The sequence below is a fragment of the Pseudomonas sp. S150 genome, assembly GCF_004526365.1.
GTDB lineage: Bacteria > Pseudomonadota > Gammaproteobacteria > Pseudomonadales > Pseudomonadaceae > Aquipseudomonas > Aquipseudomonas putida_A.
The window spans coordinates 5633521-5654257 of record NZ_CP038207.1; the positions used below are offsets into that span (position 1 = coordinate 5633521).

Annotated in this window: 17 protein-coding genes and 1 pseudogene; 12 read left to right on the forward strand and 6 right to left on the reverse strand. The window is 61.1% G+C overall.

Annotation, left to right across the window (positions count from 1 at the left end; translation table 11 throughout):
• Positions 1–6: 6 nt before the first annotated feature.
• Together E3Z29_RS26110 and hmpA are read right to left on the reverse strand one after the other, a co-directional pair.
• Positions 7–567, reverse strand: coding sequence for an ester cyclase (locus E3Z29_RS26110; RefSeq protein WP_134787291.1), 561 nt, complete (start codon positions 565–567; stop codon positions 7–9).
• Between the two features lie 237 nt (positions 568–804).
• The gene (gene hmpA, locus E3Z29_RS26115; protein ID WP_134787292.1) at positions 805–1986 is read right to left on the reverse strand and encodes an NO-inducible flavohemoprotein; all 1182 of its coding nucleotides are present in this window, start codon (positions 1984–1986) and stop codon (positions 805–807) included.
• Between the two features lie 162 nt (positions 1987–2148).
• On the opposite strand from hmpA, the gene norR reads away from it, so the two are divergent.
• The 5 genes from norR (at position 2149) to E3Z29_RS26145 (ending at position 6709) form a co-directional block, all read left to right on the forward strand.
• Positions 2149–3708 carry a nitric oxide reductase transcriptional regulator NorR gene (norR, locus tag E3Z29_RS26120; protein WP_134787293.1) on the forward strand — a complete coding sequence of 520 codons (1560 nt, stop codon included), beginning with the start codon at positions 2149–2151 and terminating at the stop codon, positions 3706–3708.
• Between the two features lie 307 nt (positions 3709–4015).
• Entirely contained in the window at positions 4016–4918 is a 903-nt protein-coding gene (locus E3Z29_RS26125) for a chemotaxis protein CheV (protein WP_007968390.1), read from the forward strand.
• 27 nt (positions 4919–4945) lie between these two features.
• Entirely contained in the window at positions 4946–5404 is a 459-nt protein-coding gene (locus E3Z29_RS26130; protein WP_134787294.1) for a GNAT family N-acetyltransferase, read from the forward strand.
• Between the two features lie 145 nt (positions 5405–5549).
• A complete protein-coding gene (locus E3Z29_RS26140; protein WP_134787295.1) occupies positions 5550–5873 on the forward strand; it encodes a hypothetical protein in 324 nt (107 codons plus the stop codon).
• Positions 5874–5959: 86 nt separating this feature from the next.
• A complete protein-coding gene (locus E3Z29_RS26145; RefSeq protein WP_134787296.1) occupies positions 5960–6709 on the forward strand; it encodes a YkgJ family cysteine cluster protein in 750 nt (249 codons plus the stop codon).
• Positions 6710–6849: 140 nt separating this feature from the next.
• On the opposite strand, the gene E3Z29_RS26150 is transcribed toward E3Z29_RS26145, so the two are convergent.
• From E3Z29_RS26150 to E3Z29_RS26160, 4 genes and pseudogenes are all read right to left on the reverse strand, one after another.
• Positions 6850–7953 (reverse strand): methyl-accepting chemotaxis protein, encoded by a 1104-nt coding sequence (locus E3Z29_RS26150; RefSeq protein ID WP_372241229.1) that lies wholly within the window; start codon positions 7951–7953, stop codon positions 6850–6852.
• Between the two features lie 204 nt (positions 7954–8157).
• A pseudogene (locus E3Z29_RS30055) lies at positions 8158–8439 on the reverse strand (PAS domain-containing protein); the annotation flags it as partial.
• Between the two features lie 149 nt (positions 8440–8588).
• Positions 8589–8828, reverse strand: coding sequence for a hypothetical protein (locus tag E3Z29_RS26155; protein WP_003228000.1), 240 nt, complete (start codon positions 8826–8828; stop codon positions 8589–8591).
• Positions 8829–9126: 298 nt separating this feature from the next.
• Positions 9127–9489, reverse strand: coding sequence for a DUF6124 family protein (locus E3Z29_RS26160; RefSeq protein WP_095136865.1), 363 nt, complete (start codon positions 9487–9489; stop codon positions 9127–9129).
• Positions 9490–10536: 1047 nt separating this feature from the next.
• Between E3Z29_RS26160 and E3Z29_RS26165 the strand changes: the two genes are divergently transcribed.
• The 7 genes from E3Z29_RS26165 (at position 10537) to E3Z29_RS26195 (ending at position 20570) form a co-directional block, all read left to right on the forward strand.
• Positions 10537–11697, forward strand: coding sequence for an efflux RND transporter periplasmic adaptor subunit (locus E3Z29_RS26165; RefSeq protein ID WP_134787298.1), 1161 nt, complete (start codon positions 10537–10539; stop codon positions 11695–11697).
• Positions 11694–14795: a multidrug efflux RND transporter permease subunit gene (locus tag E3Z29_RS26170; RefSeq protein ID WP_134787299.1), complete on the forward strand. Its 3102-nt coding sequence runs from the start codon at positions 11694–11696 to the stop codon at positions 14793–14795. Before E3Z29_RS26165 ends, E3Z29_RS26170 begins: the two co-directional genes overlap by 4 nt.
• 9 nt (positions 14796–14804) lie before the next feature.
• On the forward strand, positions 14805–15482 hold the full coding sequence (locus E3Z29_RS26175) for a heavy metal response regulator transcription factor (protein ID WP_007916978.1): 678 nt from the start codon (positions 14805–14807) through the stop codon (positions 15480–15482).
• Complete coding sequence (locus tag E3Z29_RS26180) at positions 15472–16839, forward strand: heavy metal sensor histidine kinase (RefSeq protein WP_134787300.1); 1368 nt, start codon at positions 15472–15474, stop codon at positions 16837–16839. Before E3Z29_RS26175 ends, E3Z29_RS26180 begins: the two co-directional genes overlap by 11 nt.
• 288 nt (positions 16840–17127) lie before the next feature.
• Positions 17128–17481, forward strand: coding sequence for a hypothetical protein (locus E3Z29_RS30060; protein WP_256662048.1), 354 nt, complete (start codon positions 17128–17130; stop codon positions 17479–17481).
• Between the two features lie 66 nt (positions 17482–17547).
• Positions 17548–18864 (forward strand): OprD family porin, encoded by a 1317-nt coding sequence (locus E3Z29_RS26190; protein WP_098965538.1) that lies wholly within the window; start codon positions 17548–17550, stop codon positions 18862–18864.
• A gap of 197 nt (positions 18865–19061) precedes the next feature.
• Positions 19062–20570, forward strand: coding sequence for a sensor domain-containing diguanylate cyclase (locus E3Z29_RS26195; RefSeq protein ID WP_134787301.1), 1509 nt, complete (start codon positions 19062–19064; stop codon positions 20568–20570).
• Positions 20571–20737: the final 167 nt, after the last annotated feature.

A 20737-nucleotide genomic window follows, 5' to 3' on the forward strand; every position in this document is an offset into this window, starting at 1 on the left:
CATGGTTCAGCTGGCTGGCGGCTGCGCTTGCAGTTGCGCCATCAGACTGATGTTGTCTTCGATATGCCAATTGGCCGCGATGCGACCGTTGTCGATCTGATAGATATCGGTTGCCCGGAAGTCTACACGCTGGCCCTGCCCTTTGAGAGCCTTGAACGTCCCACTGAAGTGTCCGCGAAAGTGCAGATGCACCACCACGCGGTCACCGGCAATGATCATTTGCTCGATCTCGCAGCTCAGGTCCGGCACCGCCGTACGAAAGAACTTCGATGCCAGCAACGGCCCGGTCGGCCCCTGCACCCGACCTTCGGGCGGGGTCTTGTCGACAAACTGCGGCGACAAGGCGGCCGTGGCCAGGGCCTCTTCCCCACTGTTCCAGAAACTGCCGTAACGCCGCGCCGCCAACTCCATTGCATCGCGCTGAGCCTTGGGCAGGCTCTGATCGACGACCAGGGTCTGTGGTGCGATCAACGCCGATTCGGCCGCAGCAAATGGACTGGCCAGCAAAGCGGCCGACAGGCCAAGCATTGCCAGGCTCAGACGAGAGGAGAAGATGATGTGCGACATGGGGGCGATCCTGATCAGTTAAACGAACGAGCGCCTATCATCAGCATCGGGGAATAAACGATAAACCGGTTAAGAAACGATTAACCTTTAAACACTTTTTAAGAATCAAAGTTGTGTAACGGCCATCGCGAGCAGGCTCACTCCTACAAGAGGTCTGCTTCGTACACCATTTTCATGTACGCCACCGCCCCTGTAGGAGTGAGCCTGCTCGCGATGAAGGCGACTCAGTCCTAAGGATTATTCCAAAGCCGCCGCCGGCCCGAAGAACTCATACCGGCTCTGCTGCTCCGGCACGCCCAACGCTTTCAGATGCCGCTTGATCGCGCCCATGAAGCCCTTCGGCCCCAAGAAGTAAGCGTCGACATCGCGTTGCGCCGGCAGCCACTCACCCAGCTGTTCCTGACTGAGGATCCCGACCTTGTCCGCCGCCGGACTCACGCCGTCGTCTTCGGCGTAGCAATAGAAGCGCTTGAGCTGCGGATGACGCGCCGCCAGCCCATCGATCCAGTCGCGGAACGCATGCACGCTGCCGTTGCGCGCGCAGTGGATAAAGTGCACCGGGCGCTCGGTTTGCAGCGCTGCTTCGAGCATCGCCAAAGTTGGCGTGATGCCGACCCCGCCACTGATCAGCACCAACGGCTTGTCGCTGGCAGTCAGGGTGAACTCGCCCGATGGCGGGAACAGCTGAATGCTCGCGCCGACGTGCAATTGGTCATGCAAGTGGTTGGACGCACGACCACCCGGTTCGCGTTTGACGCTGATGCGGTACTGACCTTTATTGGCCAGTGCCGACAGTGAGTAATTACGGCGGATTTCTTCGCCATCAAGGATCAGCTTCATGCCAATGTACTGACCCGGTTCTGCGGCAAGGATCGGGCCTTTGTCCGCCGGCTCGAAGTAGAACGAAATGATTTCCGCGCTCTCCTCGACCTTGTCCACCACGATGAACTCCCGCGCGCCGCGCCAGCCGCCGACCGCTTGTTCTTTCTGGTCGTAGATTGCGGCTTCAGCGCCGATCAGAATCTCGGCCAATTGCCCGTACGCCGCGCCCCACGCGCTCATCACTTCCGGCGTGGCGATCTCGTCGCCGAGCACTTCGGAAATGGCGCGCAGCAGGCAGGTGCCGACAATCGGGTAGTGCTCCGGAAGGATTTGCAGGGCGACGTGCTTGTTGATGATCTTCGCCACCAGATCGCCCAACTGGTCGAGCTGATCGATGTGCCGGGCGTACATCAACACACCATTGGCCAACGCGCGCGGCTGATCGCCACTGGCCTGATGCGCCTGGTTGAACAGTGGGCGCACCTCAGGGTATTCGGAGAGCATCGTGCGGTAGAAGTGGGTGATCAGCGCTTCTCCGCCGCTTTCCAACAGAGGCACAGTGGATTTGACGATGGCACGATCCTGGACGCTAAGCATAAGAATGACTCCTGAGCTTTTTGAGAATTGCCTTAGGCTTATCAGTTTTCGTGCCAGATAAATTATCTTTATAAATCAATGGTTTATTTTTTACGTAGTCATTTAGACTCAAAGCGTTTTATAGTCATCGCGACTACATCGAGTCTCTTTGACTACAAGACCATGACCGCCAAATCCCTGCTCACCGCTCTACTGCCACTGGTCTCCGACCTGTCCCGCGAACTGCCCGAGGGCGAGCGCTACCGGCGCCTGCTCGAAGCCATGCGCGCCCTGCTGCCGTGCGATGCCGCCGCGTTGCTGCGCCTGGACGGCGAATGGCTGGTGCCGCTGGCGGTGGATGGTTTGAGTACCGACACCCTCGGCCGGCGCTTCAAGGTCAGCGAACATCCCCGTTTCGAGATCCTGCTGGACGGCGCCGGGCCAACGCGGTTCGCCGCCGACAGCGACTTGCCCGATCCTTACGACGGCTTGGTCGATGGTCTGGGCGATCACCTTGAGGTACATGACTGTCTCGGCTGTCCGCTGTTCGTCGATGAAAAACTCTGGGGCCTGATCACCCTTGATGCGCTCGATCCGGAGCGTTTCGAGCCGATCGAACTCGACGCCTTGCAAGCGTTCGCCAGTCTCGCCTCGGCCACGGTCAACGCCGCCGAACGCATTGAGCGCCTGGCGCTGCGTGCCGAGGACGAACACCATCGCGCCGAGGTCTACCGCCAGGCCAGCGGTCAGCAGCAGCGTGAAATGATCGGCCAGAGCAAGGCGCACAAACGGCTGGTGGAGGAAATCAATCTGGTCGGCGGCAGCGACCTGACCGTGCTGATCACCGGCGAAACCGGGGTCGGCAAGGAGTTGGTGGCGCAAGCGATCCACGCCGCCTCGCCGCGCGCCGACAAACCGATCATCAGCCTCAACTGCGCCGCCCTGCCCGACACCTTGGTCGAGAGCGAACTGTTCGGCCATGTGCGCGGCGCCTTTACCGGCGCCACCAGCGACCGCCGCGGCAAGTTCGAACTGGCCAATGGCGGCACGCTGTTTCTCGATGAAGTCGGCGAACTGTCGCTGACCGTACAGGCCAAGTTGCTGCGCGTGCTGCAAAGCGGCCAGTTGCAGCGGCTCGGCTCGGACAAGGAACATCAGGTCGATGTGCGCCTGATCGCCGCGACCAACCGCGATCTGGCCGAAGAAGTGCGCAGCGGCCGCTACCGCGCCGACTTCTATCACCGCTTGAGCGTGTACCCGCTGCGCGTCCCGGCGCTGCGCGATCGCGGCCGCGATGTGTTGCTGCTCAGCGGCTTCTTTCTGGAACAGAACCGCTCGCGCATGGGCCTCAACAGCCTGCGTTTGAGTAGCGATGCCCAGGACGCGTTGCTCGCCTACACTTGGCCGGGCAACGTGCGCGAACTGGAACACTTGATCGGGCGTAGCGCGCTGAAGGCACTGGGCAATTGCAAGGTGCGGCCGAAGATCCTCAGTTTGAGCGCGGCGGATCTGGATCTGCCGCGTGAGGTTGTGGATAACTCGCCCGCGCCTACTGCCAATATTTTAACCGTGGCACCGTTGATCAATGGCGACTTGCGCAGCGCCACTGAGGAGTATCAGCGCCGCTTGATCAGTGCGGCGCTGGAACGCAATCAGGATAACTGGGCGAGTGCGGCGCGGGAGCTGGGGCTGGATAGGGCGAATCTTGGGCGGATGGCCAAGCGGTTGGGGATGAAGAGCTAAAAGCACACCCTCACCCTGGCCCTCTCCCGGAGGGAGAGGGGACTGATTGGGGGATATTCAAGAATTCCGCCGACGTGAGAGATCCGTACTGAATCCATAATCGACTCGGTCATTCAGGTCGATGTACAGCGCCAGACACCTCGTTCGGCCCCCTCTCCCTTCGGGAGAGGGCTGGGGTGAGGGGCTTTGGATCTGCCGCCAGCCGATAACCGACCTAAAGCCCACCCCGTTAACGCCGATAACCCGGCATCAATAGTTTCTGGCGATTTGCACCCTCGCCCATCACCTTTTTCCACAGAAGGTTTATATGTCTTCCACCAAAGCCCGCGCAGATTCACTTTCGCTTCTGCTGTTTACCTTGCGCAGCGGCAAGCTGATGGCGATCAACCTGCTGAAAGTCAGTGAAATCATCCCCTGTCCGCCACTGACCAAAATGCCCGAGTCGCACCCGCACATTAAAGGCATCGCCACCCTGCGCGGCGCGTCGCTGTCGGTGATCGACCTCAGCCGCGCCATCGGCGAGCGACCACTGGAAGACCCGAACGGCGGCTGCCTGATCGTCACCGATGTCAGCCGTTCGAAGCAGGGCCTGCATGTGCAGGCGGTGAGCAAAATCGTCCATTGCCTGACCACCGACATCAAGCCGCCGCCGTTCGGCTCCGGTGGTTCGCGCGCCTACATCACTGGCGTGACCTCAGTCGACGGCACGCTGGTACAAGTGCTGGACATCGAGAAAGTCATCCACAGCATCGCCCCGGCGCAGATCGAAATGGCCCCGACCGACCTGAGCATGGAAGACGCCGAAGTCCTTGGTAACGCACGGATTCTGGTGGTCGACGACAGCCAAGTGGCGTTGCAGCAATCGGTGCACACCCTGCGCAACCTAGGCCTGCAATGTCACACCGCGCGCAGTGCCAAGGAAGCCATCGACTGCCTGCTGGATCTGCAAGGCACCGCGCAACAGATCAACCTGATCGTCTCCGACATCGAAATGTCCGAGATGGACGGCTACGCCTTCACCCGCACCCTGCGCGAGACGCCGGACTTCGCCCACCTCTACGTGCTGCTGCACACCTCGCTCGACAGCGCGATGAACAGCGAGAAAGCGCGTCTGGCCGGGGCCAACGCGGTGCTGACCAAGTTCTCCTCGCCGGAACTGACCCAGCGCCTGATCGAAGCGGCCAAACACGTCGCCGCCAACGGTCACTGAGTTTTGGGTCAGACGTACTGCTTTTTGATGCGGCGCGACCTTCGCCAAGGCGTGTCGCCGATCCACTGGCCGGAAGGCATTGAGCTGAGCACTTATCGCCCGGAACTGGCGGCGGCGGTGCATCAGCTGATGCAACTCGGCTACCGTGAGGGCGGCGGTCGGGTGCCGGCACTGGAGGAGTGGCAGCAGCGGTTTGAAAGCGATGCCGAATACGATCCTGAATTGTGCTTCATCGCCCGCGATAACGAAGGCGTGATCGGCGTGGCGCAATGCTGGACCAGTTCGTACATCAAGAATCTGGTGGTGCACCCACGTGCTCAGGGCCGAGGTTTGGGTCGGGCATTGCTGCTGAATGCATTCAAGGTGTTTCAGCAAAGGCGCGAAGGATTTGTCGATCTGAAGGTGCTGGAAGACAATCTGCGGGCGCAGCGGTTGTATGAGAGTGCCGGGATGATTGTGGTTCGCCGGGAACTTGTGCCGGACTGATCGACCGTCTTCGCGAGCAAGCCCGCTCCCACAGGGGGAACGCATTCCAAATTGTGGGAGCGGGCTTGCTCGCGAAGAGGCCGGCCCAGGCAACTTCTCCCCCTCAGGCATACTCAAACCTTGGCCAAACCAAGGATGCCCAACCATGAAAACCCTCTCCCTGAGCCTGCTCTGCCTCACCGCCCTAGCCTCACAGGCCCACGCCTCCAGCCCCGACGCCTGGGCCGCTTACGACAAAATCGTGCTCGCCAGTTGCACCAAGGCCAGCGGCCTGAAAGACGCCAAACCCGTCGGCACACCCGCGCAATTCGATGACCGCGTCGGCTACACCGCCGTGCTGTTGCAAGGCCAATACCCGCAAAAACACATGAAAGGCCTGCAAGGCACTGAGCTGTGCCTGTACAGCAAAAAGTCGAAAACCGCGTTCGTCACCGAATGGGACTCGATCCGCCCGACCGCCAAGCCCTGAGGGCTGGCGCACAACTTGCTTCGATCAGCCTCAGCCTGGCGACTTTACGTCGCCGTATCACACTCTGATTGAAGATTGATCGTGCAATGAATACGACATTTTCCTGCGTCGGTTGCGGCAAATGCTGCACCGACCACCATGTGCCCCTGACCCTCGCCGAAGCCCGCATGTGGGCGGCGGATGGCGGTCAGGTGATCGTGCTGGTGGAGGCCTTTCTCGGCAACGGCCTGGGCCTGCCGGCGCAGCAGCGTGAACACGCCGAACGGCGTTCGCTGGCAGTGCGCAGCGGCAACACGGATGCCCACGTGGCCATCACCTTCGCCGCCTACAACGTCGGTCGCTGCCGGAATCTTGACGAAGAAAACCTGTGCCGTATCTACGAGCGTCGACCGTTGGTGTGCAGGATTTATCCGGCAGAAATCAATCCGCACATCCCGCTCAACCCGGCGGCCAAGGATTGCCCGCCAGAATCGTGGCAACAGGGGCCGCTGCTGATTGTCGGCGGGGAGCTGGTCGATCAGGAACTGCTGGCGTTGATCCAGCGTTCGCGCCAGGCCGATCGCGATGACATCCGCATCAAGGATGCGATCTGCGCGGCGCTGGGGATTCGCACTACGGCGCTCAAGGGCGACGGGTTTACCGCGTATTTGCCGCAGATGGACGCTTTTGCGGCTGTGATCGATCAGGTTTCAGCACAGCCGCTGAGTGGAACGTCCAGTGAATGGCTGTTTCATTTGTCCGGGGATGATGTGGCTGGGCAGTTGCTCGCCGCCGGAGCAAAGGTGGTGACGGAGCCGGCGCAGACGTATGCATTCATTTCGCTGCGGGCGGCTTGATCCGGATTTTGTACTGCCTGCAATGGCCCCTTCGGGAGCAAGCCCCCTCCCACAGGGTTTTGAGTTGTACACAGAATAAATGATCAACTCACAAACCTGTGGGAGGGGGCTTGCTCCCGAAGAGGTCGGCCCAGACTACCTCAATCCCGAACCTGCCGCCGCCCCCAGAACTCCCGCGCCAGCAACCGCAAATCCCCCGCCAGCCCCGCCACATCTTCCGAATTGCGCTGACTCTGCCGCCCCTCATCCACCGTCAATTCCGACGCCGTGCGAATGCTGACGATGTTGCGATTGATGTCCTCGCTCACCGCACTCTGCTGCTCCACCGCCGCGGCAATCTGCAGGCTCATCTCGGTGATCTGCTCAACCCGCTCACTGATCCCGTCCAGTGCCCGCGCCGCGCGCTGTGCCTGTTCGACGCTGTTATCCACATGCTCGCTGCTCTGCTGCATTACCAGCACTGCATCGCGCGCACCGTTTTGCAGGCTGCTGATCATCCGCTGAATCTCGTTGGTCGATTGCTGCGTGCGTTGCGCCAACCCGCGCACCTCATCGGCCACCACTGCAAAACCGCGCCCGGCATCACCAGCGCGCGCCGCTTCGATCGCCGCGTTGAGCGCCAGCAGATTGGTCTGCTCGGCAATGCTGCGGATCACCTCCATCACCCCGGAAATCTCGCTGCTGTGACCTTCGAGCTGATGAATCACCTCGGTCGCCCGCCGCAACTCCTCGGCCAGACGCAACACCGCACTGCGACTCTCGCCGACCAGCAAATGCCCTTCACGGGTTTCCGTCCCGGCCATGTCCGCCGCTACCGACGCCTGCTGCGCATGGCTGGCAACCTGCGCGACACTGGCGGCCATCTGATGAATCGCCGCCGCCACCTGATCGGTTTCCGCTTGCTGCGCCAACGAACTGCTGTGGCTGCTTTGCAAATGATCAACCAGTTGCGCCGCATGCCCGGCCAACTGCTGCGATGCATCACCGATGCGCCCGACCACCGCGCCGACCTGGGCTTCGAGCATCTGCAGGGCGAATTCAATCTGGCCGATTTCATCGCGGCGCCCGGTGTAAATGCTCTGACTCAACGGATTGTCCGCGACCTGCCGCGCCCGTTCGCTCAGCCGCTCCAGCGGCCGCAAGATCCAGCGCACGCCCAACGCGCAGAGACTGCTGCCGACAACAAATGCCAGCCCATCGATCCATGCCGACTCCGGACGCAACCAGGCCTCGATCCCCAACACCAGCCCCAGCAACGCACTGGCCAACACCGTGATCCTGCCACGCAGACCTAAAGTGGGCAGCGGCCGCCGTCCCTTCAACTCTCCACGCAACTGCGCGTACACCCGCTCCGCCGCCGCCACCTGCCGTGCATCCGGCCGGGTGCGTACCGACTGATACTCCACCGCCACGCCGCTCTGCGTAACCGGCGTGACATACGCGCTGACCCAATAATGATCGCCATTCTTGCAACGATTCTTCACCAGCCCCATCCACGAGCGTCCGTCCTTCAGCGTCTGCCACATATGCGCAAACGCCTGCGCCGGCATGTCCGGATGGCGCAACAGGTTGTGTGGCGTGCCGAGCAATTCGTCGCGACTGTAGCCGCTGATCCTGATGAAATCGTCGTTGGCGTAAGTGATCGCGCTGGTCAGATCAGTGGTCGAAAGAATGTTCGCGTCCGGCGCCACATCGACGTTACGGCCGGTTACCGGGAGATTGATCTTCATGGAAAGCGCGCTCGTTTTATGGGAAGAGTCGGCAGGGCTGCTGACTCTAAGCGCACCAATTGGTCAAATATTGATCTGGCTCAGGATCTGAGCACTTAGCCATCACTGCGACCGAAAATCGCAGTCGATGGCTGAAGGCGGGATGAAACTCAGCGCTTGCCCATCGAGCGACGGGTGCCCGGCGGCGCCATGCCCGGGGTCTTGGTGTGGCCGTTCTTGGCGCCGTTCTTGTACCACGGCTGATTCGAACCCTTGGCGGCCGCCAGTTCACCCGGTTTGAACGGGAATTTGAAAGCCGCAATCTCGGGTTTGCTCTCGCTGGCGTCAGCCAGTTCAGCCGGGACATCGCTCACAGCGTCGTCAACCGGCGGTTGGGTCGGGGAAGTCATAAAAGCTCCGCAAAGCAAAAAAGTCGGGCCCGAACAGTGAGCCGCGAAGGCGCGCAGTATACCTGCGCGCCTTGCGACAGCACCTGAAGATTTGCAGCGCACGCCGAACGGTTTAGAGGTAGGTGATGGTGCAATGTTTGCCGAATTGGGATTGATCGGTCCCTTTATGGGTCCGGCTGACACCAATAGCCGGCAGAGATGCATCGCCCGCACAAACGCCTTCGCGAGCAAGCTCGCTCCCACAGGTGAGTGGGAGTGAGCCTGCTCGCGATGAAGGATGACGCGGTGCTCGGACGAATCAAGTGCGTGGATCAACCCGATCCAGCGCCCGGTTCACCGCCAGTTCGGCGAGCATGACGATCTGCTGGATCGCCAACGCCGTGCTGCGTTGCGGACCGCCGAGTTCATTGGCGAAATTGCTGGCCATGGCACTGGCAGAGGCCAACGATTCGTAAGCGTGGGCGAGCAGAGTTTCGGTGTCGATGCCTGGGTTGACCAGAAACATCGTGCTTGGCTGTCGCGGCTGGGCGGGTTGTGGACTGAGGTAGAAATCGAGCGCGCGTTTTATGGCTTCGCGGTTTTTGGCGAGGTCTTCAGCGCGGATGGCTTCGGCGAGCGGGGTTGTGGTTTCTACGGGAGGATCGGGTACGGGTTTCGACATTGAATTGATCTCTAATCATCTGATTAAAGCCATCTCTGTCGTTCTCACGCGACGAAGAGGTGGCAGCTATGTGCGGAGTGAGAAACCGGTAAGAGATCAACCCGGCCGAACCGAAGTCCGCCCGCACACAGCCGCCATAGAAGATCGTCGGCAGCAAATAAGCTGACGGCGATTATGGTGCGGCTGGCGCTTGATTAAAACCTCTCAGCGGGTTCTCACACCCGATCACCGATTTGCGGTGACAACCAAAGCCTAAAGACCGCACTTCCGACGGACAACCTGAAAACCTTGTGGGAAGGTTCTGGTTATTTGGCACAGAATTAAACAGCCTCAGACCATGGGGCGGATGGACTGGCCTCATCGCCAGCAGGCTGGCTCCCCACAGTTGAATTGAGTGCATTCAGTTGAGTATTGGTCGGCTATCAGGCCGCCTTCGCGAGCAAGCCCGCTCCCACAGTGGGATTGGGTGAGTCAGTTGGAGATTGGTCGGCTATCAGGCCGCCATCGCTGGCAAGCCAGCTCCCACGAAAGAGCAAAAGCAAGATCAAAAGATCGCAGCCTCCGGCAGCTCCTACAGGGAAGACAAGTACAACCCGCACGCGGCGCATGCCGCCCCACTCCAGGATGAGCGCAAGCTCGGCTGCAGCTCTTGATCTTGATCTTGATCCACGGGCGACGTCGGAAGGCTGAGTGGAGGGATTGATCCGGGGGTGGGAGCGCAGCGACCGTTTGGCGAAGCCAAACACAGCGAGAGGAGGTGCAGCGAAGCAAACCGTAGGCGCTGCGCCCGGATCGATCCCGGAGCGAAGGGACCCCGAGCCCCAGCGAGCGGGCCGAACGCAGGAGCAAGCGTTTTTGGTTACTTTTTAGGCGTTTGTAAAAAGTGACCCGCCGTAAGGGCGGAACCGTAATCAGCCACACCCGCAGAAACGGATATACACCCCGGCGAAACTGACAGCGCTGACAGCTAGCCGTCACCCTACTGACCTGCAGACAGGTTTATAAAGACAACAACCCTGCCCAAACTCCGTCCGGCGCCCACCCCGCATGCGAATCCAAAAGAACAAAGCCCTGCTCGCCACCCTGTTGATCGTCCTCGCAGGCGCAGGTCTGTGGTACACCCTGAAACCCGCCCCGACCAAACTGGCCACCCCAACCGCCATCCCGGTCCGCGTCGTCACCGTCAGCGAAAAAGACGTCCCCCGCTACACCAGCGGCATCGGCTCCGTACTCTCATTACACAGCGTCGTAGTGCGCCCACAAGTCGACGGCATCCTCACCAAAATCCTCGTCAAGGAAGGCCAACTCGTCAAAGCAGGCGACCTGCTCGCCACCATCGACGACCGCTCGATCCGCGCCAGCCTCGACCAGGCCCGCGCGCAACTGGGCGAAAGCCAGGCGCAACTGCAAGTCGCCCTGGTCAACCTCAAACGCTACAAACTGCTCAGCGTCGACGACGGCGTCTCCAAACAGACCTACGACCAGCAACAAGCACTGGTCAACCAATTGAAAGCCACCGCCCAAGGCAACCAGGCCTCGATCGACGCGGCGCAAGTACAACTTTCCTACACGCAGATCCGCTCCCCGGTCACCGGCCGCGTCGGTATTCGTACAGTCGATGAAGGCAACTTCCTGCGCATGACCGACACCGCCGGCCTGTTCACCGTGACCCAGATCGACCCGATCGCCGTGGAATTCTCGCTGCCGCAGCAAATGCTGCCGACCCTGCAGGGCCTGATCAACGATCCGCAGCACGCACAGGTCAAGGCCTACATCGGCGCCGACACCGACGGTGAAACCGGCAACCTGCTCGGCGAAGGTCACCTGACCCTGATCGACAACCAGATCAACGCCAACACCGGCACCATCCGCGCCAAGGCCGAATTCGACAATGCCAGCCAGAAGCTCTGGCCGGGCCTGCTGGTGACGGTAAAAATTCAGACGGCACTGGATAAGAATGCGCTGGTGGTGCCGCCCACTGTCGTACAGCGCGGTCTCGATCAACACTTCGTTTACCGGGTGAGTGGCGACAAAGTCGAAGCCGTACAAGTGCAGATGGTCTATCAGGGCAGCGGCCAGGACATCATCAAAGGCGTGAAGGCCGGTGACGTACTGGTGACCGACGGCCAGTCGCGGCTCAAACCCGGCTCGACCGTGCAGGTCATGAGCGAGCCGCCACAGGTGGTGCAAGCGGAGCCGAAACCATGAAGGCGCACAAAGGCGTCTCCACCTGGTGCATCAATCACCCGGTCGCGACGATTCTGCTGACCATCGCATTGGTGCTGGTCGGCGTGATTGCCTTCCCGCGCCTGCCGATCGCCCCACTGCCGGAAGCGGAATTTCCGACAATTCAGGTCTCGGCGCAGTTGCCCGGCGCCAGCCCCGACACCATGGCCTCGTCCGTGGCCACGCCGCTGGAGGTGCAATTCAGCGCCATCCCCGGCATGACCCAGATGACCTCCAGCAGTGCGCTCGGCTCCAGCCTGCTGACCCTGCAATTCACTCTCGACAAGAGCATCGACACCGCCGCTCAGGAAGTCCAGGCCGCGATCAACACCGCCGCCGGCAAGCTGCCCAAGGACATGCCGACCCTGCCGACCTGGAAGAAGGTCAACCCGGCCGACAGCCCGGTGCTGATCTTAAGCGTCAGCTCGACGCAAATGCCCGGCACCGAACTCAGCGACCTGGTGGAAACCCTGCTCTCGCGCCAGATCAGTCAGATCGACGGTGTAGGCCAGATCAACATCACCGGTCAGCAACGTCCGGCGATTCGCGTGCAAGCCTCGGCCGACAAACTGGCGGCCATCGGCCTGACCCTGGCCGACATTCGTCTGGCGATCCAGCAGACCAGTCTCAACCTTGCCAAAGGCGCGTTGTACGGCGAATCGAGCATCTCGACGCTGTCGACCAACGACCAGTTGTTCAAACCCGAGGACTACAGCCAACTCATCGTTTCCTACAAGGACGGCGCCCCGGTTCACCTGCGGGATGTCGCCAAAGTCGTCAACGGTTCGGAAGATGCCTACGTGCAAGCCTGGGCCGGTGATCAACCCGGGGTGAACCTGGTGATCTCGCGCCAGCCCGGCGCGAACATCGTCGAAACCGTCGACCGCATTCAAGCCGCCCTGCCCGGCCTCGAAGCCATGCTCCCGGCCTCGGTGCAGGTGAAAACCCTGATCGACCGCACCCAGACCATCCGCGCCTCGCTGCATGAAGTCGAGATCACCCTGTTGATCGCGATCCTGCTGGTGGTGGCGGTGATGGCGCTGTTCCTGCGGCAGTTGTCGGCGACCATGATCGTCTCGGCGGTGCTCGGTGTATCGCTGACCGCCAGTTTCGCCCTGATGTACCTGTTGGGCTTCAGCCTGAACAACTTGACGCTGGTGGCGATCGTCGTCGCGGTCGGGTTTGTCGTGGACGATGCGATTGTGGTGGTGGAGAACATCCACCGGCATCTGGAGGCCGGCGACAGCATGCGCGAAGCGGCGGTCAAAGGTGCCGGCGAGATCGGCTTCACCGTGGTGTCGATCAGTTTCTCGCTGGTGGCAGCGTTTATTCCGCTGCTATTCATGGGCGGCGTGGTCGGGCGGTTGTTCAAGGAATTCGCCCTGACGGCGACCTCGACCATTCTGATTTCGGTGGTGGTGTCGCTGACCCTCGCGCCGACGCTGGCAGCGCTATTCATGCGCAAACCGGTGCATCACGCCCACGACAAACCGGGCTTCAGCGAACGCCTGCTCGGCTGGTACGAAAAAGGTCTGCGCCGCGCCCTCGCCCACCAGAAACTGATGATCGGCGTGTTCGGTTTGTCCCTCGCTTTGGCCATCGCCGGTTACATCTTTATCCCCAAGGGATTCTTCCCGGTTCAGGACACCGGATTCGTCCTCGGCACCACCGAAGCCGCTGCGGATATTTCCTACGGCGACATGGTGAAAAAACACTTGGCGATGGCCGAAATCGTCGCCGCCGATCCGGCCGTTCAGGCGTTCTCGCACTCGGTGGGGGTGTCCGGCAGCAACCAGACCATCGCCAATGGGCGCTTCTGGATCGCCCTGAAAAAACGCGGTGACCGCGACGTCTCGGCCAGCCAGTTCATCGACCGCATTCGTCCGCAACTGATGAAAGTCCCGGGCATCGTCCTGTACCTGCGCGCCGGTCAGGACATCAACCTCAGCTCCGGGCCGAGCCGTGCGCAGTACCAATACGTGCTCAAGAGCAATGACGGCGCGACCCTCGCCACCTGGACCCAACGCCTGACCGAAAAACTGCGCAGCAACCCGGCGTTCCGCGACATTTCCAACGACCTGCAACTGGGCGGCAGCATCACTCACATCAGCATCGACCGCAGCGCCGCCGCGCGTTTCGGCCTGACCGCGAGTGATGTCGACGAGGCGCTGTACGACGCCTTTGGTCAGCGTCAGATCAACGAGTTCCAGACCCAGGTCAACCAGTACAACGTGATTCTGGAGCTGGACACCAAGCAACGCGGCAAGGCCGAAAGCCTCAACTATTTCTACCTGCGCTCGCCGCTGAGTGGCGAGATGGTGCCGCTGTCGGCGCTGGCCAAATTCGATGCGCCGACCATCGGCCCGCTGTCGATTGCCCATGACGGCATGTTCCCCGCCGCCAACCTGTCGTTCAACCTGGCGCCCGGCGTGGCGTTGGGCGACGCGGTGATCCTGCTCAATCAGGCCAAGGCCGAGATCGGCATGCCGATCGCGATCAGCGGCAATTTCCAGGGCGCGGCGCAGGCGTTCCAGAGTTCGCTGGCCAGTCAGCCGTGGCTGATTCTCGCGGCGCTGGTGGCGGTGTACATCATTCTCGGCGTGCTCTATGAGAGCTTCGTACATCCGCTGACAATCATCTCGACGCTGCCGGCGGCCGGTCTCGGGGCGGTGATCATGCTGTGGATCTGCGGTCAGGATTTTTCGATCATGGCGTTGATCGGGCTGGTGTTGCTGATCGGTATCGTCAAGAAGAACGGCATCCTGATGATCGACTTTGCCCTGGAAGCCCAGCGCAATCGCGGACTGGCGCCGCAGGATGCGATTTTCGAAGCGTGCCTGACGCGGTTCCGGCCGATCATCATGACCACCCTCGCCGCGCTGCTCGGCGCGTTGCCGCTGATGCTCGGTTACGGCACCGGCGCGGAACTGCGCCAGCCGCTGGGGATCGCGGTGGTGGGCGGCTTGCTGGTCAGCCAGATGCTGACGCTGTTTACTACGCCGGTCATATACTTGTGGCTTGAGCGGCTATTCCACAGGCCCAAACCAATGCCCACGACGGCACTGGCGACCACAGACTGAGGCAGGGTCATGCGCGTTCTGATTATCGAAGACGAGGAAAAAACCGCGGATTATCTGCACCGCGGTCTGACGGAACAGGGTTACACCGTGGACCTGGCCCGCGACGGCGTCGAAGGCCTGCATCTGGCGCTGGAAAGCGACTACGCGGTGATCGTCCTCGACGTCATGCTGCCGGGCCTGGATGGCTTCGGCGTGCTGCGCGCATTGCGTGCACGCAAGCAGACCCCGGTGATCATGCTCACCGCCCGCGAGCGCGTCGAAGACCGGATCAAGGGCCTGCGTGACGGCGCCGACGATTACCTCGGCAAGCCGTTTTCCTTTCTGGAGCTGGTAGCGCGCTTGCAGGCGCTGACCCGGCGCAGCGGTGGCCATGAACCGGTGCAGGTAAGCATCGCCGACCTGTGGATCGATCTGATCAGCCGCAAGGCCACCCGCGCCGGCACCCGACTGGATCTGACGGCGAAAGAGTTCTCGCTGCTCAGCGTTCTGGCGCGCCGACAAGGTGAAATCCTCTCGAAAACCGCGATTGCCGAGATGGTCTGGGACATCAATTTCGACAGCGACGCGAATGTCGTCGAAGTCGCGATCAAGCGTCTGCGGGCCAAGCTCGACGGGCCGTTCGACGAGAAACTGCTGCACACCATTCGTGGCATGGGTTACGTGCTGGAGAGCCGTGGTGTCCAGTAATTCGATTGCCCTGCGTTTGAGCGGGATGTTTACGCTGGTGGCGCTGCTGGTGTTTCTGTTGATTGGCGGCGCGCTGTATCAGCAGGTCGACAAAGGCCTGGGTCTGCTGCCGGAAGCCGAGCTGGATGCGCGTTACAGCGTGCTGGAGTCGGCGCTCAATCGTTATGGCACGCCTGAGCATTGGGTGAAGATCAACGCCAAGCTCAAGCTGCTCGGCGAGGAAGACAAGCGCATTCGTTTCTGGGTGGTCAGCGGTGATCCCGGTTACGAGTACGGCGCGCCGGACGCGCAAATCCGCGCCTTCGCCAAAGGGCCGCTGGGCATGCATGACCTGCAGTTGCCCGAGCATCCTTATCCGCTGAAAGTGCTGCTGACCGAGTTACCCGCCAAGGATCAACGCCCGCCGCTGCGCTTCATGATCGGCATCGATACCGAGACTTTCCACGAGACTCAGCACAACCTGCTGATCGCCTTGGTCAGCCTGGCGATTGTCGGCGTGCTGCTGGCCTCGGCGCTGGGCTACTGGGTGGCGCGGATCGGCCTCAAGCCGTTGATCAAACTGTCTCACGAAGCCCAGCGCCTGGCACCGCCACTACGGGCCGGACGCCTGCGCATGTCGCCCTTGCCGCCGGAGCTGGAGCAGTTTGTCGACTCGTTCAACTCAACCCTGGAGCGGGTCGAACAGGCCTATTCGCGCCTGGAATCGTTCAACGCCGACGTCGCCCATGAACTGCGCTCGCCACTGACCAACCTGATCGGCCAGACCCAGGTCGCGCTGACCCGCGGGCGCTCCGCCGAACACTATTTCGAAGTGCTGCAATCGAACCTCGAAGAGCTGGAACGCCTGCGTTCGATCATCAACGACATGCTGTTTCTGGCCAGCGCCGACCAGGGCAGCAGCAAGGCGACCAAGCTCACCGAAACTTCGCTGGCTGATGAAGTCGCGACCACGCTCGAGTACCTGGATTTCATCCTCGAAGACGCGCAAGTGCAGGTGCACGTCAGTGGCGATGCGCAGGTGCGGATCGAGATCGCGCATCTGCGCCGGGCACTGATCAATCTGCTGAGCAACGCCGTGCAGCACACCGAGCCGGGCCAGGTGATCGAGGTGCACATCGAAGTTGAAGAGCATCAGGTCAGCATCGGCGTGGCCAATCCGGGCTCGCCGATTGCCAGCGAGCACTTGCCGCGCTTGTTCGAGCGCTTCTATCGGGTCGATGCCTCGCGCAGCAACAGCGGCAACAACCATGGGCTGGGGCTGGCGATCGTCAAGGCAATTGCTCTGATGCACGGTGGCGATGTGTTTGTGCGCAGTGATCGGGGGATGAATACCTTCGGCATCCACCTTCCCGTTTAATCGCTGATTAAAGTCCCCTGTGGCGAGGGGATTCATCCCCGATGGGTTGCGAAGCGACCCCAAAATCAGCGATCGCGATCTTCCTGACACAACCAGTACAAAGGATTGAGGGCTGCTTCGCAGCCCATCGGGGATGAATCCCCTCGCCACAAGGAATGGCGTTCACCCGTGGTTGATCTTTGCTTCTGCTGTAACAGTCATTTATGAAAATCACGCTGTTTCCCAACGTCCGGCAACCTTATCTTTGCCCGCACCAAACAGCACTTGCCAAGCAAGAAGGTTTTCCAGATGTCCAACAGTATGGGTATTGCCAGCGCTTTCGTTTTGTCCTCATTGATCCTGTCGCCAATGGCGATGGCTGAAGAATCGCAGTCGTTCGTAGCGCAGAATGCCGCTCGCGCTCACGCCTTCGAACAGTATCAGGCAGAAGTGATGGCCAAGTCGCAGGACGCCTCGCAAGCCCCTCAAGCCGCCACTTCCCAGGGCTCAAGCGGCCGAGAAAGACAGCTGAGTCGCGCACCGCGAAACATTTCCCTCGACGCGGTTGTTTGGCTCTTCCCGTTCAACCGTCGTCCTTCCAGGCCGCTGCCTTTCAGCGGCCTTTTTTCGTTGTGGTCTGAAAGCCGTTTGGTTCGTCTGTAAAAAACAAGAAACATCCCGCACCTCAAGACATTGAAGTGTCAGTTGACCCAAGGAGCTCCGTCGCAAGTGCGTTACCCAGTCAGTTTCACCCCGCTGTTCATTGCAATTGCCGCAACGATTGCCCCCACAGCCCAAGCCGACGAAGCCGCCAAACAAGGCTTCATCGAAGGCTCGAGCCTCAACCTCAACGCCCGCAACTACTACATGAATCGCAACCGTCTGCAGCAGACGGACGACAACATCGAGTGGGGCCAGGGTTTTCTCGGGATCTTCCAGTCGGGTTACACCGAAGGCACGGTCGGCTTCGGCATCGACGCCCACGCCATGCTCGGGCTGAAGCTCGACGGCGGTGGCGGTACCGATGGTTCGAGCATCCTGCCGATCAGCGATGGCAACGGCAAAGCGCCGGGCTCGTTCTCGACTGCGGGCGGCACGTTGAAGATGCGCGCGTTCGATACCGAGCTGAAGGCCGGTGACCTGTTCCTCACCAACCCGGTGATTGCCGGCGGTGATTCGCGCATGCTGCCGCAGACCTTTCGTGGCGTGAGCCTGACCAACCACAGCTTCGACGGCTGGATGTTCGAAGGTGGCCAGGCCAGTTTTACCAAGCCGTACAATCAGAGCGGTCGCCAGCGCATCGGCACGTCCTACGGCAAACTCGCCGAGGGCGACGAAAGCCGACACCTGAACTGGGCCGGCGTGTCCTGGAGCGGCGTCGAAGGGCTGACCAGCAACCTGTACGCCGCCGAGCTGAAGGACATCTGGAACCAGTACTACTACGACCTGGATTACACCTGGCAGTTGACCGATCTGGTCAGCCTCAACCCGGGCCTGCACTTCTATCACACGCAGGACACCGGCGACGCGCTGCTGGGTAACATCGACAACAATACCTACAGCCTGCATTTCACCGTCGGCATCGGCAACCACAGCGTCACCGCTGCGTACCAGCGCGTGAACGGCAACACGCCGTTCGACTACATCAGCCAGGGCGACAGCGTTTACCTCGATAACTCGCAACAGTACTCGGACTTCAACGGCCCGAACGAGCGCTCGTGGAAGCTCAAGTACGCCTATGACTTCGCCGGTCTCGGTGTGCCGGGCCTGACTTCGGCAGTTTCCTATTCGCGCGGCACCGTGGACCTGACCAAGGTCGATCCGGGCAGCAAAGGCTATGCCTCGTGGTACAGCGCTGACGGTCGCAACGCCAAGCACTGGGAACGCGACCTTGATCTGAAATACGTGGTGCAGAGCGGTCAGGCGAAAGACCTCGCGGTACGCCTGCAATGGGCGACCAACCGGGGTGGCAACGGTTACGGCGCGATTGATACCGATACCGATGAATACCGGGTGATTGTCGACTACCCGATCAACGTCTTCTAAGATCCCCCCTGCACCACGGTCTTGAATTTAGAGATGTACCCTGTGGGAGCGGGCTTGCTCGCGAATGCGCTGCATCAGTCGACATCAATGTTGAATGACACGGCGCATTCGCGAGCAAGCCCGCTCCCACAATGGAATACCGTCACTGACTTGATGCAACTACGCTAATAAGATCCTCCCAACCGACAGCCCCCATCATGATCGCGAGCCGTACCCCACCTCTGGCGGGCAAGACCGGACGCCCCGAATTGCTGCTGATCTGCGGCAGTTCGCTGACCGTGATCGCGATTCTGTGCATCGTCACTTTTCTGCTGATTCGTGAGCACGCCAACGCTCAGGAAGCGGCCACCCGCAGTGCCACCACCATCGCCCAGTTGATCGACGCCGACGTCCTGCGCACGGTCGAGCTGTACGACCTGACCTTGCAAGGCCTGATCGCCGCCGCCCAGCGTGATGATCTGCGCGACGTCACCCCGCAGATCCGCCATCTGGCGCTGTTCGACCGCTCCACTACCGCGCGCTTCAAGGGCGACATCCTGCTGCTCGACAAGCATGGCGATGTGGTCGCCGACTCATCACGCATCGAACCCAAACCGGGCAACTTCGCCGACCGCGATTATTTCCTCGCCCATGCCTTCAACCGTGACATGGGCATGTTCATCAGCCGCCCGTTCAAGACCCGCTGCGATTGCGACGAAGCCAATCAGTGGCGCATCAGCTTCAGTCGGCGGATTTCTTCGGACACTGGAGAATTCGCCGGTGTGGCGGTGGCGTCGATGAAACTCGACTACTTCGATCAACTGTTCAACAGCCTCGATATCGGCAAAGACAGCACGCTGAACATCATCAACAGCGACGGCGTGCTGCTGGCGCAGAAGCCTTATCTGCAAAGCGACTCCATCGGCAAGAGTTTCGGCAACCGGCCCAACGTGGTGCGGATTCTCGGCGACAAGGACGGCAGTGGCAGTTTCACCAGCACTTCGAGCATGGATCATCAGCAACGGCTCTACACCTACTCGCGGGTCGGCAATCTGCCGTTGACGGTGATGGTCGCGCTGTCCAGTGATGAGGTGTTCGGCACTTGGCGCCGCACGGCGCTGTTGATCAGCGGCGCCACCGGCGTGCTGTGCGCCGGGCTGCTGTGGCTGACCTGGCTACTTGCCCGCGAACTGCGTTTGCGCCAGCGCGCCGAACGTGAACTGGCGCAACTGGCCGCCACCGATGCGCTGACCGGCGTGGCCAACCGGCGGATGCTCGATCAGTCGCTGCGCCACGAATGGTTCCGCGCCCAGCGTTCGGGCAAGCCGCTGTCGGTGATGATGATCGATGCCGACCACTTCAAGGCCTTCAACGACCGGCATGGGCATCAGGCCGGTGATCAGGCGCTGCGCGAACTGGCCAGGGTAATCACGGCGAACGTGCGACGACCAGGGGATCTGGTCGCCCGTTACGGCGGCGAAGAGTTCTCGGTGATCCTCGCTGAAACCGACAGCAGCGGCGCGCGACAGATTGCCGAACATATCCGCCAGGCGGTCGAGCAGATGCCGAGGGTCCAGGGCGCGGACGTGGCGATGACCGTCAGTATCGGTATCAGCACCTGGACGGCGGTGGTCGAGATGTCGCTGGAACAACTGCTGTTTGCGGCGGACAAGGCGCTGTATCAGGCCAAAGAAGGTGGGCGCAATCGGGTGGTGGTGGCTGGCTGACAGGTGTATTGGCTTCACCGGCCCTATCGCGAGCAGGCTCACTCCTACAGGGGAACGCATTCCAAATGTGGGAGCGAGCTTGCTCGCGAAGAGGCCAGCCCAGGCAACACAAAAATTGCAGGCATAAAAAAAGGCCATCCGAGGATGGCCTTCAAAAAACTAGAGAG

Coding starts and splice junctions, on each gene's coding strand:
- E3Z29_RS26110 (WP_134787291.1), bottom strand. CDS start 567: ATGTCGCACATCATCTTCTCCTCTCGTCTGAGCCTGGCAATGCTTGGC.
- hmpA (WP_134787292.1), bottom strand. CDS start 1,986: ATGCTTAGCGTCCAGGATCGTGCCATCGTCAAATCCACTGTGCCTCTG.
- norR (WP_134787293.1), top strand. CDS start 2,149: ATGACCGCCAAATCCCTGCTCACCGCTCTACTGCCACTGGTCTCCGAC.
- E3Z29_RS26125 (WP_007968390.1), top strand. CDS start 4,016: ATGTCTTCCACCAAAGCCCGCGCAGATTCACTTTCGCTTCTGCTGTTT.
- E3Z29_RS26130 (WP_134787294.1), top strand. CDS start 4,946: ATGCGGCGCGACCTTCGCCAAGGCGTGTCGCCGATCCACTGGCCGGAA.
- E3Z29_RS26140 (WP_134787295.1), top strand. CDS start 5,550: ATGAAAACCCTCTCCCTGAGCCTGCTCTGCCTCACCGCCCTAGCCTCA.
- E3Z29_RS26145 (WP_134787296.1), top strand. CDS start 5,960: ATGAATACGACATTTTCCTGCGTCGGTTGCGGCAAATGCTGCACCGAC.
- E3Z29_RS26155 (WP_003228000.1), bottom strand. CDS start 8,828: ATGACTTCCCCGACCCAACCGCCGGTTGACGACGCTGTGAGCGATGTC.
- E3Z29_RS26160 (WP_095136865.1), bottom strand. CDS start 9,489: ATGTCGAAACCCGTACCCGATCCTCCCGTAGAAACCACAACCCCGCTC.
- E3Z29_RS26165 (WP_134787298.1), top strand. CDS start 10,537: ATGCGAATCCAAAAGAACAAAGCCCTGCTCGCCACCCTGTTGATCGTC.
- E3Z29_RS26170 (WP_134787299.1), top strand. CDS start 11,694: ATGAAGGCGCACAAAGGCGTCTCCACCTGGTGCATCAATCACCCGGTC.
- E3Z29_RS26175 (WP_007916978.1), top strand. CDS start 14,805: ATGCGCGTTCTGATTATCGAAGACGAGGAAAAAACCGCGGATTATCTG.
- E3Z29_RS30060 (WP_256662048.1), top strand. CDS start 17,128: ATGTCCAACAGTATGGGTATTGCCAGCGCTTTCGTTTTGTCCTCATTG.
- E3Z29_RS26195 (WP_134787301.1), top strand. CDS start 19,062: ATGATCGCGAGCCGTACCCCACCTCTGGCGGGCAAGACCGGACGCCCC.